This is a genomic window from Gryllotalpicola protaetiae (assembly GCF_003627055.1).
In the GTDB taxonomy this organism is placed as follows: domain Bacteria; phylum Actinomycetota; class Actinomycetes; order Actinomycetales; family Microbacteriaceae; genus Gryllotalpicola; species Gryllotalpicola protaetiae.
Genome location: NZ_CP032624.1, coordinates 49,472 through 64,749, shown reverse-complemented (window position 1 = coordinate 64,749; position 15,278 = coordinate 49,472). Strand labels below are relative to the sequence as shown.

At 68.8% G+C, this 15,278-nt stretch carries 16 protein-coding genes; 13 read left to right on the top strand and 3 right to left on the bottom strand.

All coding sequences use genetic code 11. The annotated features are described in order from the left end of the window. Window positions 1-19: 19 nt before the first annotated feature. Window positions 20-934 (top strand): tyrosine recombinase XerC, encoded by a 915-nt coding sequence (locus tag D7I44_RS00345; RefSeq protein ID WP_120790717.1) that lies wholly within the window; start codon window positions 20-22, stop codon window positions 932-934. Between the two features lie 4 nt (window positions 935-938). On the opposite strand, the gene D7I44_RS00340 is transcribed toward D7I44_RS00345, so the two are convergent. After that, window positions 939-1,439 carry a peptidoglycan DD-metalloendopeptidase family protein gene (locus D7I44_RS00340; protein ID WP_162939975.1) on the bottom strand — a complete coding sequence of 167 codons (501 nt, stop codon included), beginning with the start codon at window positions 1,437-1,439 and terminating at the stop codon, window positions 939-941. Window positions 1,440-1,560: 121 nt separating this feature from the next. Between D7I44_RS00340 and D7I44_RS00335 the strand changes: the two genes are divergently transcribed. From D7I44_RS00335 to D7I44_RS00290, 10 genes are all read left to right on the top strand, one after another. After that, window positions 1,561-3,030 (top strand): sugar porter family MFS transporter, encoded by a 1,470-nt coding sequence (locus D7I44_RS00335; protein ID WP_120787660.1) that lies wholly within the window; start codon window positions 1,561-1,563, stop codon window positions 3,028-3,030. Window positions 3,031-3,193: 163 nt separating this feature from the next. Beyond that, window positions 3,194-4,030 (top strand): 30S ribosomal protein S2, encoded by an 837-nt coding sequence (gene rpsB, locus D7I44_RS00330; protein WP_120787659.1) that lies wholly within the window; start codon window positions 3,194-3,196, stop codon window positions 4,028-4,030. Window positions 4,031-4,085: 55 nt separating this feature from the next. After that, window positions 4,086-4,913, top strand: a complete 828-nt coding sequence (tsf, locus tag D7I44_RS00325; protein ID WP_120787658.1) for a translation elongation factor Ts — start codon at window positions 4,086-4,088, stop codon at window positions 4,911-4,913. A 137-nt stretch (window positions 4,914-5,050) separates the two neighbouring features. Further along, complete coding sequence (gene pyrH, locus D7I44_RS00320) at window positions 5,051-5,764, top strand: UMP kinase (protein ID WP_120787657.1); 714 nt, start codon at window positions 5,051-5,053, stop codon at window positions 5,762-5,764. Window positions 5,765-5,816: 52 nt separating this feature from the next. Beyond that, window positions 5,817-6,371: a ribosome recycling factor gene (gene frr / locus D7I44_RS00315; protein ID WP_120787656.1), complete on the top strand. Its 555-nt coding sequence runs from the start codon at window positions 5,817-5,819 to the stop codon at window positions 6,369-6,371. Window positions 6,372-6,376: 5 nt separating this feature from the next. After that, window positions 6,377-7,363 (top strand): phosphatidate cytidylyltransferase, encoded by a 987-nt coding sequence (locus D7I44_RS00310; RefSeq protein WP_120787655.1) that lies wholly within the window; start codon window positions 6,377-6,379, stop codon window positions 7,361-7,363. A gap of 23 nt (window positions 7,364-7,386) precedes the next feature. Next, window positions 7,387-7,926 (top strand): DivIVA domain-containing protein, encoded by a 540-nt coding sequence (locus tag D7I44_RS00305; RefSeq protein WP_120787654.1) that lies wholly within the window; start codon window positions 7,387-7,389, stop codon window positions 7,924-7,926. A gap of 109 nt (window positions 7,927-8,035) precedes the next feature. Next, window positions 8,036-8,668 (top strand): aggregation-promoting factor C-terminal-like domain-containing protein, encoded by a 633-nt coding sequence (locus tag D7I44_RS18425; protein ID WP_220093798.1) that lies wholly within the window; start codon window positions 8,036-8,038, stop codon window positions 8,666-8,668. Window positions 8,669-8,707: 39 nt separating this feature from the next. Then, the gene (locus D7I44_RS00295) at window positions 8,708-9,007 is read left to right on the top strand and encodes a hypothetical protein (protein ID WP_120787653.1); all 300 of its coding nucleotides are present in this window, start codon (window positions 8,708-8,710) and stop codon (window positions 9,005-9,007) included. Further along, window positions 9,004-9,729 carry an alpha/beta hydrolase gene (locus tag D7I44_RS00290; RefSeq protein ID WP_181445587.1) on the top strand — a complete coding sequence of 242 codons (726 nt, stop codon included), beginning with the start codon at window positions 9,004-9,006 and terminating at the stop codon, window positions 9,727-9,729. Before D7I44_RS00295 ends, D7I44_RS00290 begins: the two co-directional genes overlap by 4 nt. 51 nt (window positions 9,730-9,780) lie before the next feature. On the opposite strand, the gene D7I44_RS00285 is transcribed toward D7I44_RS00290, so the two are convergent. Beyond that, window positions 9,781-10,821, bottom strand: a complete 1,041-nt coding sequence (locus D7I44_RS00285) for an AI-2E family transporter (RefSeq protein WP_120787652.1) — start codon at window positions 10,819-10,821, stop codon at window positions 9,781-9,783. 23 nt (window positions 10,822-10,844) lie between these two features. Next, window positions 10,845-12,194, bottom strand: a complete 1,350-nt coding sequence (locus D7I44_RS00280) for a DivIVA domain-containing protein (RefSeq protein WP_245979837.1) — start codon at window positions 12,192-12,194, stop codon at window positions 10,845-10,847. A gap of 207 nt (window positions 12,195-12,401) precedes the next feature. Between D7I44_RS00280 and D7I44_RS00275 the strand changes: the two genes are divergently transcribed. Continuing rightward, window positions 12,402-14,318, top strand: a complete 1,917-nt coding sequence (locus tag D7I44_RS00275) for a DUF8094 domain-containing protein (protein ID WP_120787650.1) — start codon at window positions 12,402-12,404, stop codon at window positions 14,316-14,318. Beyond that, entirely contained in the window at window positions 14,318-15,268 is a 951-nt protein-coding gene (locus tag D7I44_RS00270) for a tetratricopeptide repeat protein (protein ID WP_245979836.1), read from the top strand. The genes D7I44_RS00275 and D7I44_RS00270 overlap by 1 nt, the downstream gene beginning before the upstream one ends. Window positions 15,269-15,278 lie beyond the last annotated feature (10 nt).

Genomic DNA, 15,278 nt, shown 5'->3' with positions numbered 1-15,278 from the left:
GTCGCGGCATCCTGGTCTCATGCTCATCTCGGACGCGGCGGGGCGCTTTCTCGAGCATGTGCGCTTCGAACGGGGGCTGTCGGAGGCGACGATTCGTTCCTACCGGACCGACCTCAGCGGCCTGCAGCGTTTCGCGGCGGAGGCGGGCGTCACGGACTTGGCGGACCTGGACCTCGAGACACTGCGGGCGTGGCAGTGGCAGGGGTCGGAGGCGGGTCTCGCCGCCGCGACGCTCGCTCGACGCAGCGCGGCGGCGCGCAGCTTCACCGCATGGGCCGCCCGTACCGGACTGCGCGACGCCGACCCCGGCGTCCGGCTCTCCTCGCCCAAGCTCGGCCGGCACCTGCCTCGCGTCGTCGCGCAGGACCAGATGGGGGAGCTGCTCGACCGGGCCCGAGAGCGGTCCGAGACCGGGGATCCGAAGGACGTGCGCGACCGGGCTGTTCTCGAGCTCCTGTACGCGACCGGGGTTCGCGTGTCCGAGCTGGTGGGGCTCGACATCGCCGATCTGGACCTCGACCGGCTGACCATGGTCGTGACCGGCAAAGGCGCGAAGCAGCGCACCGTCCCGTTCGGAGTCCCGGCGCTCGGCGCAGTCGTGGACTACGTGCGCACCGGCCGGCCCGCCCTGCTCGCCCGGGGCGAGGGGAGGGCGGGCGACGCGCTGTTCCTCGGCGGCTCCGGCGCGAGGATGAACGTGCGCGCCGTCTACGGGCTCGTGGCACGGGCACTGTCGGCCTTCCCCGGCGGAGGCCCCCGCGGCCCGCACACGCTGCGGCACACGGCCGCCACGCACTTGCTCGACGGCGGCGCCGACCTGCGCGCGGTTCAGGAGCTGCTCGGGCACGCGAGCCTGGGCACGACGCAGATCTACACCCACGTCTCGGTCGAGCGGCTGAAGCAGAGCTACGCCCAGGCGCACCCGCGCGCCTAGCGGGTCACTCGAACGGCAGCAGGACGGCCGGCGGGATGCCGGCGAAGAAGAGCAGCGGCGACACGTAGTCGCCGTCGATGCGGACGCCCACGTGCAGGCAGCTGCCGTCGCAGTGGCCCCCGCGAGCGACAGCGCCCACGCGCTGACCGGCCTCGACCGTCGCGCCCACGGGAACCTCGGAGGCCACAGGCTCGAAGCTCAGCAGCACATGGTCGTCGACGCGCAGCGTCACGACGGGGCGGTCGACGACAATCCCGGCGAACTGCACCGTCGCGGCCGCCGGCGCGACTACGGCCTGCCCAGGCGAGGCGGCGAGGTCGAGGCCGCGATGGCCTGCGGCGTAGGGGCTCGCAGGCGCCACGAACGCCTGCACGACCGCGCCCGGGGGAACCGTCGGCCATCGCCAGCGGGCGCCCGAACCAGCCTCGGAGCTCGCCGCGCGGGCGGGACTCAGTGCGAGGGCCGCAGCGAGCACCGCGGCCGCTGCGATCTTGGCGGTCAGCATGGCGGACAGGTTCGCAGACGGGCGCGATGAATTCCCGACACGAACAGGCCTTCTGTGCGCAATCCGTTGCGGCGGACGCCTGTGGAGGGAAAGAGTGTCTCTAGAGAGAGGGGAACACGCGATGTCAGTCGGGCAAATCGAGCAGATCGATCCGAGGTTCCGCCGCAGGGTCACCGGCCTTGCAATCGCCGCAGCGGTCGGCGGCTTCCTATTCGGTTTCGACTCATCCGTCATCAACGGAGCGGTCGACGCGATCGGCAAAGAGATCGTGGCGCCGGCCGTCTCGGGGCCCGCTGAGGACTTCGTCAAGGGCTTCGTCGTCGCGATCGCGCTGCTCGGCTCGGCAGCCGGCGCCTGGATCGCCGGGTCCATCGCGGACCGTTGGGGCAGGCCGAGGGTCATGCTGCTCGGCGCGATCCTGTTCTTCGTCAGCGCCATCGGGGCAGGTCTCGCGCAGACGGTGTGGGACCTCGGATTCTGGCGCGTGATCGGCGGTCTCGGCATCGGCATCGCCTCGGTGATCGCGCCGGCCTATATCGGCGAGGTGGCGCCCAAGAGCGTGCGCGGCGGCCTTGCCTCGCTGCAGCAGCTCGCCATCACCATCGGTATCTTCGTCGCGCTGCTGTCGGACTTCATCCTGAACAGCGCGGCGGGCAATGAGGCCACCGCGGCGCTCTGGTTCAACCTCGGCGCCTGGCGGTGGATGTTCATCGTCGGCGTCATCCCGGCGATCGTCTACGGCTATCTCGCGCTGCGGGTGCCGGAGTCACCGCGGTACCTGCTGCTGGTCGGCAAGCGCGACGAGGCGCGCGGGGTCTTCGAGACGATCGTGCCGAAGGACGAGGTCGAGGGAGCCGTCGCCGACATCGAGAAGGCGATCGCCGAAGACAAGAAGAACGCCAACGCGACGCTGCGCGGACCGTCGTTCGGGCTGCACCCGATCGTCTGGGTCGGCATCATCCTGTCGGTGTTCCAGCAGTTCGTTGGCATCAACGTCGTCTTCTACTACTCGAACTCGCTGTGGACGGCGGTCGGGCTCGGCGATCACGCCTTCCTGCTGAGCGTGATCAGCGGAATCATCAACGTGCTGGTGACCTTCATCGCGATCGCGCTCGTCGACCGCATCGGCCGCCGCATCCTGCTGCTCATCGGCTCTGTCGGCATGGCCATCCCGCTCGGCCTGGAGGCGGTGGCGTTCAGCTTCGCCACCCTGCATGACGGCCAGCTCAGCCTGCCCACCGGATGGGCCGTCGTCTCGGTGGTGTCGGCGAACGTCTTCATCATCGCGTTCGGCGCCACCTGGGGTCCGCTCGTGTGGGTGTTGCTCGGCGAGATCTTCCCCAGCCGCATCCGCGCCCGCGCGCTCGGCGTCGCGGCCGCAGCTCAGTGGATCGCGAACTTCATCATCTCCGAGACGTTCCCGCCGCTGTCGGCGTGGTCGCTGCCATGGACGTACACGATCTACGCCGTGTTCGCCGCCCTGTCGTTCTTCTTCGTGTTCTTCCGCGTGCCCGAGACGAAGGGCGTCGCGCTCGAGCACACCGAGGACCTGTTCCTCAAGCGGCATCCCGAATTGCGCTCGACGAACTGATAGACTTTTGACCGCACCCCGCTCGTCGGGGTGACTACGCGTGCCCATCTGCCGGCGTCCGGTCGGCGGCACAACTCCCCAAGGTCCCACGCCGGCTCAGCCGGTCGCGGGCGGGAGCGTGTCGGGCACCAGGATCATCAACCTCAAGAACAAAGGAACGATCATGGCCGTCGTCACCATGCGCCAGCTGCTCGACAGCGGTGTCCACTTCGGACACCAGACCCGCCGCTGGAACCCGAAGATGAAGCGCTTCATCCTCACCGAGCGCTCCGGCTCCTACATCATCGACCTTCAGCAGTCGCTCACCTACATCGACAAGGCGTACGACTTCGTGAAGGAGACCGTCTCCCACGGCGGCAGCATCCTCTTCGTCGGCACCAAGAAGCAGGCGCAGCAGGCGATCGCCGAGCAGGCGACGCGCGTCGGCCAGCCCTACGTCAACCAGCGCTGGCTCGGCGGCCTGCTCACCAACTTCAGCACCGTCTCGAAGCGCCTCGCCCGCATGAAGGAGCTCGAGGAGCTGGACTTCGAGGGCAACACCAGCGGCTTCACCAAGAAGGAGCTGCTGATCAAGAAGCGCGAGCTCGACAAGCTGCACAAGTCGCTCGGCGGCATCCGCAACCTGACGAAGACTCCGAGCGCGATCTGGGTCGTCGACACCAAGAAGGAGCACCTCGCCATCGACGAGGCGAAGAAGCTCGGCATCCCGGTGGTCGGCATCCTCGACACGAACTGCGACCCCGACGAGGTCAACTTCCCGATCCCGGGCAACGACGACGCGATCCGCTCGGTCGCGCTGCTCACGCGCATCATCGCCGACGCCGCCGCCGAGGGCCTTATGTCCAAGCACGGTCAGACCGAGGGCGAAGAGGCCGAGCCGCTCGCCGAGTGGGAGCAGGAGCTGCTGAACGCCGGCGAGACCGACGAGGCGACGCCCGCGCAGTCGAGCGCCGAGACCGCCAAGGTCGCGGACGCCGAGCCGGCCGCCAGCGCCGAGTAAGACTCCGCACTCCGTCACACCGCTCACAACACTCACAACAGGGAGTTCCAGCAGAATGGCAACCATCAGCATCGCCGACATCAAGGCGCTGCGTGAGCAGCTCGGCACGGGCATGGTCGACACCAAGAAGGCGCTCGAGGAGGCCGACGGCGACCTCGAGAAGGCGACCGAGATCCTGCGTCTGAAGGGCGCAAAGGGCAACGCCAAGCGCGCCGACCGTTCGACGAGCGAGGGCCTCGTGGCCGCTCGCGCGAAGGGCGAAGAGGCGTGGCTCATCGAGCTCGCGTGCGAGACCGACTTCGTCGCGAAGAACGACAAGTTCATCGCGCTGGCAGACGGCGTGCTCGAGGCGATCGTCCTCGCCGACGCCAAGTCTCTGGAGGAGGCGCTCGCCGCCCCCGCCGCGACGAAGACCGTCGCCGAGGTCATCGACGACGAGGCAGCCGTCATCGGCGAGAAGATCGTGCTGCGCCGCCTGTCCTACCTGACCGGCGACGCGTTCTCGATCTATCTGCACAAGACCTCGAAGGATCTGCCGCCGCAGGTCGGCGTGGTCGTCGCGTACACCGGCTCCGACGAGGAGACGGCCCGCAGCATCGCCCAGCACATCTCGTTCGCGAACCCCGACTACCTCACGCGCGATGACGTGCCGGCCGACAAGGTCGCGGGCGAGCGCCGCATCGTCGAGGAGATCTCCCGCCAGGAGGGCAAGCCCGAGGCGATCCTTCCGAAGATCGTCGAGGGTCGCCTGGGCGCCTACTACAAGCAGGTCGCCCTGCTCGAGCAGGACTACGCGAAGGACAACTCGCAGACCGTGGCGAAGGTCGCGCAGGCCGCCGGCCTGACGCTGACCGGTTTCGCCCGCTTCAAGGTCGGCGCGTAACGCACTGAATTAGGGGTCCGGATGCTTCAGGCATCCGGACCCTTTTTCACGCCCGCGCGCGCCGCACCCCGGCACCCGATAACCTCGACAGAGCACATACCGCAGCCAGCTGCGCCAGGAAGGACGAGACCGACGAGATGGCCGACGAAAAGAAGCGCAGAGTCCTCCTGAAGCTCTCCGGCGAGGCGTTCGGCGCCGGCTCGCTCGGGGTCAACCCCGACGTGATCGCCGCACTCGCGCGTGAGATCGCCGACGCGGCTCACACCGTGGAGGTGGCGGTCGTCGTCGGCGGCGGCAACTTCTTCCGCGGTGCAGAGCTCAGCCAGCGCGGGATGGACCGCGGGCGTGCCGACTACATGGGCATGCTCGGCACGGTGATGAACGCGCTCGCGCTGCAGGACTTCCTCGAGCAGGCGGGCGCAGAGACCCGCGTGCAGTCGGCGATCGCGATGACGCAGGTCGCCGAGCCGTACATCCCGCGCCGCGCGGAGCGCCACCTTGAGAAGGGCCGCATCGTCATCTTCGGTGCGGGTGCCGGACTGCCGTACTTCTCCACCGACACCGTCGCCGCGCAGCGGGCGCTCGAGATCGGCGCCGACGCGGTGCTCGTGGCGAAGAACGGCGTCGACGGCGTCTACACCGCCGACCCGAAGCACGACCCGACGGCGACGAAGATCGACCACCTCACCTACCAGGACGCGCTGCAGCGCGGCCTGAAGGTTGTCGACTCGACAGCTTTCAGCCTGTGCATGGACAACAGGATGCCGATGCAGGTGTTCGGGATGCAGCCGGACGGCAACGTCAAGGCCGCCATCCTCGGCGAGCCGATCGGCACCCTCGTCACCCACTAGCAAGCCCAGCCCGCCGATAGAATCAGCGGGACAGTTCTACAAAGGAGCCACCGTGATCGCTGATGTCCTGTCCGACGCGACAGAACGCATGGGCAAGTCCGTCGACGCCGCGAAGGAGGACTTCTCGGAGGTGCGCACAGGGCGCGCCAACCCGTCGCTCTTCGCGCGCGTGCTGGTGGACTATTACGGCAGCCCGACCCCGCTGCAGCAGCTGGCCTCTCTGCAGGTGCCGGAGGCGCGCGTCATCCTGATCCAGCCGTTCGACAAGAGCGCCCTGAAGGAGATCGAGAAGGCGATCGTCGCCCGCGCCGACCTCGGCGTCACCCCGAACAACGACGGCAACATCATCCGCATCACGATGCCGGAGCTCACCGAAGAGCGCCGCAAGGACTATGTGAAGGTCGTGCGCGGCAAGGCGGAGGAGGCGCGCGTGTCGATCCGCAACATCCGCCGCCGCGCGAAGGACGACCTCGACGCACTCAAGAACGAGGTCGGCGAAGACGAGATCGCCCGCGGTGAGAAGGAGCTCGATGCTCTGACGAAGAAGCACGTCGACCAGATCGACGATGCTCTCACCCGCAAGGAAGCCGAACTCCTCGAGGTCTGACAGCCATGGCGCAGCGGCCCCAGGGCCCCGACTTCAAGGCGCAAGCCCAGGCCGCGCGCGCCGACTTCGAGCGACAGCTTCAGGAGGGGCGTGCGCAGTTCGACAACGCCCGCGCGCAGTTCGATGAGGTCAATGAGCGCATCCGCGCCCGCACCGGTCGCAATCTGATCCTGGCAATCCTGATCGGCCTCGGAGCAGGGGTGCTCGTCCTCGGCAGCCTGATCTTCGTCACCGAGCTGTTCATGGTGTTCGCCGCTGCCGCGATCGCCCTTGCGGTGGTCGAGCTCGGCACGGCGCTGCGCGCGAGTGGCCGCGACATCCCGCGCACGGCGAGCGTCATCGCCGCCCTCGCCGTCGTGCCGGCGTCGTATTATCTGGATGCCGAATGGCGCTGGGTCGTCACCATGGCCGGCATCGCGTTCGTCGTGCTGTGGCGGGTCGTGGAGTACGCGTGGCCCTCGCGCCGCGGCGGCGCCGACGCGCTGCTGCGCGACATCACGGCATCCATTCTTGTTTTGGCATATGTCGGCCTGCTCGCGAGCTTCGCCGTCCTGCTCGCCTCGCCCAGCGCCTCGCCTGGCGGCAAGTGGTGGCTGATCGCCGCGGTGGTCGTCGTGGTGGCGACCGACACGGGGGCGTATGCCGCAGGGCTCAACTTCGGCCGCCACAAGATGGCGCCGGAGATCAGCCCCGGAAAGACCTGGGAGGGCTTCGCCGGCGCCGGCGTCGCGGCGATCGTCGCCGGCATCCTGCTCTCCATCTTCATGATCCACGTGCCGTGGTGGTTCGGGTTCGTGCTCGGGCCCGTGCTGCTGTTCACCGCGACCATCGGAGACCTCGCCGAGTCGCTGATCAAGCGCGACATCGGCATCAAGGACATGAGCGGCTGGCTGCCGGGGCACGGGGGAGTGCTCGACCGGCTCGACTCGATCCTGCCGTCGATGGCTGCCACCTACGCGCTGTACCTGATCTTCTATCCGCTGTTCTCCTGAGTGATCCGAAACCGAGGAGCATCATGTCGAGTTTCCCCACCGTCGGCCGCGGCAAGCGCGGCTACGACCCCGAGCAGGTCGACGCCTTCCTGACGAGGGCGCGCAACGTGTTCGACGGCCGTGCGCGGGGGCTCGGTGCGATCGACATCCGCCGCACGGCGTTCGACCTCACGAAGACCGGCTACGAGCCTGACGCGGTCGACGCCGCGCTCGAGCGACTCGAGGACGTCTTCGCTGAGCGCGAGCGGCAGCAGGCTCGGGGCGAACTCGGAGAAAAGGAATGGTTCGGACGGGCCCGCGAGCTCGCGCAGGTCATCGTCAACCGCCTGGACCGCCCCGACAAGCAGCGGTTCTCGCGCACGGGGCCGCTCACGCCCGGCTACAGCACGGTGGAAGTCGATCGTTTTTCCGGCCGTCTGATCAGGTATTTCTCTGAAGGTCTGCCGATCACGGTCGATGAGGTGAGGACTGTGACCTTCCGGCCCCAGCGAGGTGGCTACAGCGAGGCGCAGGTCGACCTGCTGCTCGACTCCGTCACGGACGTGATGCTGGCCGTTCGGTGATTTTCGACGATTCGGGTTTGGCATCCGCACAGCCCACCGTTATGGTTCTGTGATCGTGGGTAGGCGAGTAGCAACCAGAACACCCGAGCCTGGCCGCCCCTTCACAACTATGCACAATTCTTTCAAGAAGAAGTCCCGGCCGATCGTGGTCCTGTTCGCCGTCGCGGCGATTGCAGGGTTCTTCATGATCAACCTGGTCAATCCGAACAGCTTTGCGACCGCCGACGCCTCTGTGCGGTTCGCACATGTCACCGACCGCTACGCAGGTCAGCAGCCGCAGGCCGTCGACATCGGCGCCGACTACCAGCCGGTGTCGGTCGAGCGCGAGCAGTACAGCGCCACCGTGTCACCGAAGCCCGCTCCCACTCCGACGCCGGCTCCGAGCGCGACGAAGGCGGCCGCGAAGCCGGTTGCCGCTGCACCGCAGGCGCCTGCCGCGTCGCCAGGCACCGCGCAGGCCTGGGCTCAGCAGTACCTCGCGTCGATGGGCATGGGCGATGACCAGTACAGCTGCCTCGCGGCGCTGTGGAACCGCGAGTCCGGCTGGAACGTGCACGCCTCCAACGCGAGCGGCGCCTACGGCATCCCGCAGGCGCTGCCCGGCAGCAAGATGGCCAGCGCCGGCCCCGACTGGCAGAACAGCTACCAGACCCAGATCACCTGGGGCATGGGCTATGTCGACGGCCGCTACGGCAACCCGTGCGGCGCATGGGCCCACTCCCAGTCGACCGGGTGGTACTGAGTCGGCGGACGGCGTGAGTCGGAGCGATAAAGTCGAGGCATGCCGCGCAGCAATCGTCCCCGGGGTCGGAAGGCCGCCGGGGACGACGCGTCTGAGCTCGACATCGAGCGGCTCATGTTCGGGTGGCGTCGCGCCGAGACCCGTCGCGGCGTGAGCTACACCGTGCAGCCGATCTCGGCGGCGAACGCGCGCAAGAGCTACGTGTGCCCCGGCTGCGGCCGCGAGATCGCCCCGGGCATCGAGCACGTCGCAGTGTGGCGCGCCGACGGCGTCCTCGGCGACGAGGCCGACCTGGCGGGCCGACGCCATTGGCACACCCACTGCTGGAGGATCGCATGACCACCGTGGAGATCCGCGGCCCGATCGAGTTGCCTGCTGTGCGCGAGGACATCGAGTTCACGACGCTCGACCGGCTGCGCCTGGTCGGCGAGCTGGCGACGCCCACCGGCGGGCATCCGATCGCCACCCTCGTCACCCTGCACCCGCTGCCGACGCACGGCGGGTTCATGGACTCGCACATCCTCCGCAAAGCGGCAGCCCGGCTGCCCGCGCTCGCCAACCTGGCCGTGCTGCGGTTCAACACGCGCGGAACCGCGTCGCCGCGCGGCACGAGCGACGGCGCCTTCGGCGATGGCGTCACCGAGCGCTTCGACCTCGAGGCGGCCGTGCGGTTCGCGCGCGAGCGGGGGCTGCCTCGGCCGTGGATCGTCGGCTGGTCGTTCGGCACAGAGGTCGCGATCAAGTACGGCCTGGCGCACGACGAGGTCGAGGGCGCGATCCTGCTCTCGCCGCCCATGAACCGCGCCACCCGCGACGACCTCGCGGCCTGGCACGGCGCCGGGAAGCGCCTCGTCGTGCTCGTGCCCGAGCATGACGACTTCCTGCGGCCGGCCGAGGCCGAGCCCGTCTTCCGCCAGGCCGTGCCGGAGGCCGAGTTCATCGCCGTGCCCGGCGGCAAGCATCTGTGGGTGGGCGAGACCCAGACCCGAACCGTGCTCACCGAGATCGTGCGCGCGGTCAACCCGGCGGCGCTACCCCTGCCCGAGACCTACGAGCTCTAGGAAGCAGCAAGCCGCTCTGCGCGCCGCAGGGGCGGCGGCGCGCAAATGGATTCAGAGCTCGTTCTGCCGCGGGATCACGACCTGCCGCACGATGAGCAGCACCGACGCGGCGAACGGAATCGCGACGAGCGCCCCGAGCACGCCGAGCAACGTGCCGCCCGCAAGGGCCGCGACGACGACGAGCGCGCCAGGGACCGAGACAGCCCGGTTCATGATGCGCGGACTGAGCAGGTATGCCTCGACCTGCATGTAGACGAGGTAGTAGATCGCTGCGACGAGGGCGGTCAGAGGCGAGCCGAGCAGCAGGCAGAGCAAACAGATCAACGCTGAGCCGGTGAGAGTTCCGACAAGGGGAACCAGAGAGAACACGAACGCGATCACCGCGAGCAGCATGGGGTACGGCGCGCGGATGATGGTCAGGAAGATCGACGACAGGATGCCGTTGACGAGCGCTAGTGACACCTGGCCGATGACGTACTTGCCGACCGAGTCCGTCACCTGCTCGGCGATGTCGATGAATCGCCTCCGCTTGCTCGCCGGGACGAGCGAATACGCGCCGCGCTTGATGTTCTTGAGGCTCGCCGCGAAGTAGATCGTGAGGATCAGAACGATCAGCACGCCGAACGCACCGGAGATGAGGCCGAGGCCGACCTGCAGCACGCCGCCGGTGATCGTGCCGAGATTGGCCTGCAGCTGATGCCACACCTGCGAGACCGCGTTGTCGACGACGCCGGGCTGGAACTGGCCCTGCAGCCACTGATACCACTGCTGGTACGTGCCCTCGTCGACGAAGTTGGTGACCGACTGGATGAGCGAGGCGCTCTGCTGCACGATCACAGGGACGATCGCCCAGATCACCCCGACCGCGACCCCCAGGATCACGACGAACACGATGACGATGGATGCCCAGCGCGGCACCCCCCGCTTCGCGAGGAATTCGATGAGGGGCTCGAGGCCGAGCGCGATGAACAGCGCAGCGCCGATGTAGGTGATGACGGTCGTCAGATTGACGATCGACGTCAGGATCAAGTACCCGAGACCGACGCCCAGGGTTCCGACGAGCCCCAGGGTGAACGCGTTCCTGATCTTCACGCGTTCAGATTATCGGGGGGTCGTCACTCACCGTGGGAGGACGAGACCTCTTCGGCCTGCGCGAGCGCGCCGCGCAGGCTCTCGAAGTAGCCGGCGACGGACTCGCGCTCGATGCGGATCTGCGAAAGGCGGTCCTCAGCGTCGTCCACGAGCTTCCGAGTGCGGTTCTCAGCATCCTCGATCATGGCCTTCGCGCGGTCCTCTGCGGCGGCGACGATCTGCGCGGCCTGTCCCTCGGCTTCCTTCCGCTTGGTGTGCACCTCCGCACGGACATCCGTCTCGATGGCCTTCGCCTCCTCGCGCGCGTCATTCGCGCGCCCCAGCGCGTCGGCGAGCTGCACGTTCGCGTCGTCGAGGAAGCGCTGCGTCTGGGCGACCGCCTCCTGGTGGCGAGCGAGGTGCTCCTTCTCGGCCTCGTCGCGGCGGGACTTCAACTCGACCTCGAGATCGATGCGCGCCTGCTCGGCGTCGTGACGCTGCTGCTCGGCCTCGGCATGCGCCGCCTGACGCAGCTTGGCGAGCTCGGTTTCGTGGTCGATGCGGCTCCGCTCGAGTCCCGTGCGGTGCTCGGAGAGCTCGGCTTCGAGCTGGGATGCCTGGGCGGCCGCGGCCTGCGCCAGATCCTGGCGCTGGGCGATGCGCTCCGCCTCGAGCTGCGCCTCGTGCTGGTTGCGGGCGTCGGCGAGCTCGCGCTCGAGCTCGGCGCGGCGCTCTGCGACCTCGGTGTCGAGGCCTGCCGATGCCTCGCGGCTCGCCTGAGCCTCCTTTGCGGCGACGGCGCGCACCTCTGCGGCCTCGCGGTCCGCATCCGACTTCGTCGCCGCGGCCTCGCGCTTGCTGGTCGCCCGCACCTCTGCCGCCTCCGTCGCGACGGCTCCGCGGATGGCCGCGGCCTCGCGCTGCGCATCCTGAAGCAACTGCTCGGCGTCGCGCTTCGCATCGGCGATGATCGAGTTCGCCTCGATCTGCGCGTCCTGCAGGGCGGAGGCGGCCTGCGCACGGCCCTCGTTCACGACCCGCTCCGCCTGATCGCTCGCCGCTGCGCGGATCTGCTCCGCTTCACGCGCGACCTGCGCCCGCAGCTTCTCCGCGTCGATGTCAGCCTGGGCGATCATGCGCGTCGACTGCTCCTCGGCGACGCGCAGCGTGTTCTCGAGCTTGGTGCCGAGGCCGGAGAAGGTCGGGCTGCCGACCTCTTCGATCTCGGCGTTCAGCTCGTCGATGCGGCCGTTCAGTCGCTTGATCTCCTTGCCGGCATCCGACGCCTGCGTGTTGGCCTTGATCAGCTCGCGGCGCAGCTCTTGCAGAGCCTTGTCGACCTCGTCCTTGTCATAGCCGCGGAAGACCTGGGTGAACTCTGACTCTTCGGGCACTGTGGGCTCTCCGGGGGATTCGAGGTGGTGCGGGGGCGGGAAGCGGCGCCGCACTGCGCCGTACCCCAGAAATGCTACAAGCCTCGCGAAGCGCGCCGAACGCCGCATTCAGGGTTCGTTCCGGGTCCGTCCAGGCGCATCGAATAGCCTGGGGTGACTTTTGGCCGCCGGTCAATATCTGCCGTGCAGGCCAGGAAGGATTCATTCGTGCGTTTCGTCATTGCCATCGCGGCGTTTCTCGCCGCCGCGATCATGATCGGCGTCGGCATCGCCCAACGGACGATCTGGGCTCCCGCCGCAAGCGCGACCGCGACCGCTGAAGTCCGTCAGGGCGCGCCCTACATCGTCATCTCCGGCTCGACCCTGAACGCCAGGGAGGGGCAGCAGACCCTCAAGGTCGCCGGCTCCTCCGCTCCGTTCGTCGCCTACGGGCGCACGGCCGACGTGCTGGCGTGGGTCGGCAAAGAGCCGTACACGCGCATCAGCTACAACGCCCAGACCGAATCGCTGACGTCGACGCTCGTGCGCGACGGCAAGAGCGGTACGGGCGGTACGTCGGATGCGACCCCGAGCCCGACCGCGACCCCGACGGCGGGTGGCACCCCGACCGCGGGCGCGTCTGAGAAGGCATCCGCCAGGACGCCCGCGTCGCTCGATCCCAAGGCGCCGAACCCCGATGGGAGCGACCTCTGGCTCGACCAGTTCACGGGTGTCAAAGCCGCGACGACCACCATGAACGTGCCGGACGGCGTCAGCGTGATCATCGCGAGCGACGGCGCCCACGCCGCCCCCGACAGCGTCTCGCTGACCTGGCCGATGGACACCCGCACGCCGTGGGCCGGGCCTCTGATCTCGCTGGGCGGCCTGGTGGCAGCAGCCGGCGTGGTGTTCTACATCCTGGCTCTCCGGCACCTGCGTCGCGGCCGTGGCCCGCGCCGCGGGGGCAGCAACGGCCGCCCGCCGCGCCTGCCGAGGCCGCCGCGTGCGCGCCGCGTGCGCGAGGTCGGGCCTGCTCCCGTCGAGACGCATGGCCGCCGTTCGCTCGGCCGTGGACTGATCGCGGTTCCCGTCGTCCTGGCAGGCGCTCTGACGCTCGCCGGCTGCTCGTCGGACTACTGGCCCGCGGTGGGCCAGTCCGAGACGCCCGTGGCGACGACGACCCCGTTGGCGACGCAGCTGCCCGGTCAGGGCAAGGACCACCCGGCGCCCGCCGTCACCGAGCCGCAGCTGCGCAACATCGTCGCGCGCATCGCGACCACGGCAAAGACCGCGGATGCCAGCATGGATGCGACCCTCGCGGCGACGCGCTTCACCGGCGCCGCGCTCACCGAACGACAGGTCAACTACCAGATCCGGCACGCGAAGCCCGGCTACGCGGCTCCTGCTGCGATCCCGCAGAACCCGAAGCTGTCGATCGTGCTGCCGCAGGCGACTGCCACGTGGCCGCGCGTGGTGAACGTGATCGTCGAGGACACGACGAACAAGAGCGCCGCCCCCCTCGACCTCACGCTCACGCAGGCGACGCCGCGCGACAACTACAAGGTCGCGTACTCGGTGACCATGCTCGGGGGTGCGAAGATCCCCGACCTGGCTCCCGCGAACATCGGCGCCACGTCGGTGCCGCCCGACTCGAAGCTGCTCTCCGTTCCGCCGAGCAAGCTCGCGCAGGACTACGCGAGCATCCTCGCGCTCGGCAAGAACAGCGACAGCGACAAGCTGTTCGATCTCGCGCACGACAGCCTCGCCAAGCAGGTCGGTGCCGAGTTCAAGGCGCAGACGATCCAGCAGATGATCGACAAGAAGTCCGCGGCCACGCTCACCTATGCGGACCAGGCGGGAACGAACGCGCCGATCGCGCTGGCGACGAACAATGCCGGCGCGCTCGTGGTCGCCAACGTGCTCGAGACGCAGACGATCAAGCCCACCGACCCGGCCGCCGAGATCACCCTCAGCGAGCCCGACGGACCCACCGCGGCCCTCACCGGCCTCACGAAGACGAGCAAGGGCTTGGAGACCGACTACGGCTACCAGCTACTGTTCTATGTGCCGCCTGCTGAGTCGAAGGAGCAGATCCGACTGCTCGGCTTCGCGCAGGCCGTGATCGGTGCGAAGGAGCTGCCGTAGTGAGTGACGAGAGGGCTGCCCAGATCTCGAGTCTGCGTGGCGCTGTGGATCTTTCCGGATTGGTGAACAGGCCCGAGCCGGCCGCCGCAGGCGCGGGGGCTTCCGCTGAGGCGTCTGGCCCCGCTCGCCTGGTCGTCGACGTCGACGACCGCACGTTCACGCAGCTGGTCGACGTCTCGCGCACCGTGCCTGTCATCGTCGACCTGTGGGCCTCGTGGGCCGAGCAGTCCACGAGGCTCTCGGCGACGCTCGTCAAGCTCGTGCGCGAATACGCGGGCCGCTTCGTGCTCGCGCGCGTCGAAGCCGAGCGCAACCCGCAGCTCGCGCAGGCGTTCCAGGCGCAGGAGGTGCCGACCGTCGCGGCGGTGATCGGCGGGCGGCCGATCGGGCTGTTCGTCGGCGAGTTGCCCGAGCCCGAGATCAGGGACGCGATCGAGCAGGTGCTCGCGTTCGCGGCCCAGAACGGCGTCACCGGCACGGTCGACGTCGACGATGCGGATGCCGGGGCCGATGCCGCCGAACCAGCCCCCGCACCGCTGCCGCCCCTTCACCAGGAGGCGTACGACGCGATCGAGCGCGGCGACTTCCAGGCTGCGATCGATGCGTACACCAAGGCGATCGCGCAGAACCCCGGCGACCATGACGCGAAGGCCGGACTCGCGCAGGTGAGCCTGCTGCACCGGCTGGAGGGCAGGACGCTCGACGAGGTGAGGGCAGCCGCGGCTGCGGCGCCCGACGATGTCGACGCTCAGCTCGACGTCGCGGACGCCGACCTCTCCGGCGGTCACGTCGAGGACGCGTTCGACCGGCTGCTGTCGCTGTTCCCGAAGCTCGACGCCGAGGGGAAGAACCGCGTGCGCGAACGCCTCGTCGAGTTCTTCGAGGTGGTCGGGGCCGAGGACGCGCGCGTCATGAAGGCGCGCGGGCGGCTGGCGAGCCTGCTGTACTAGCTGCCGGAGC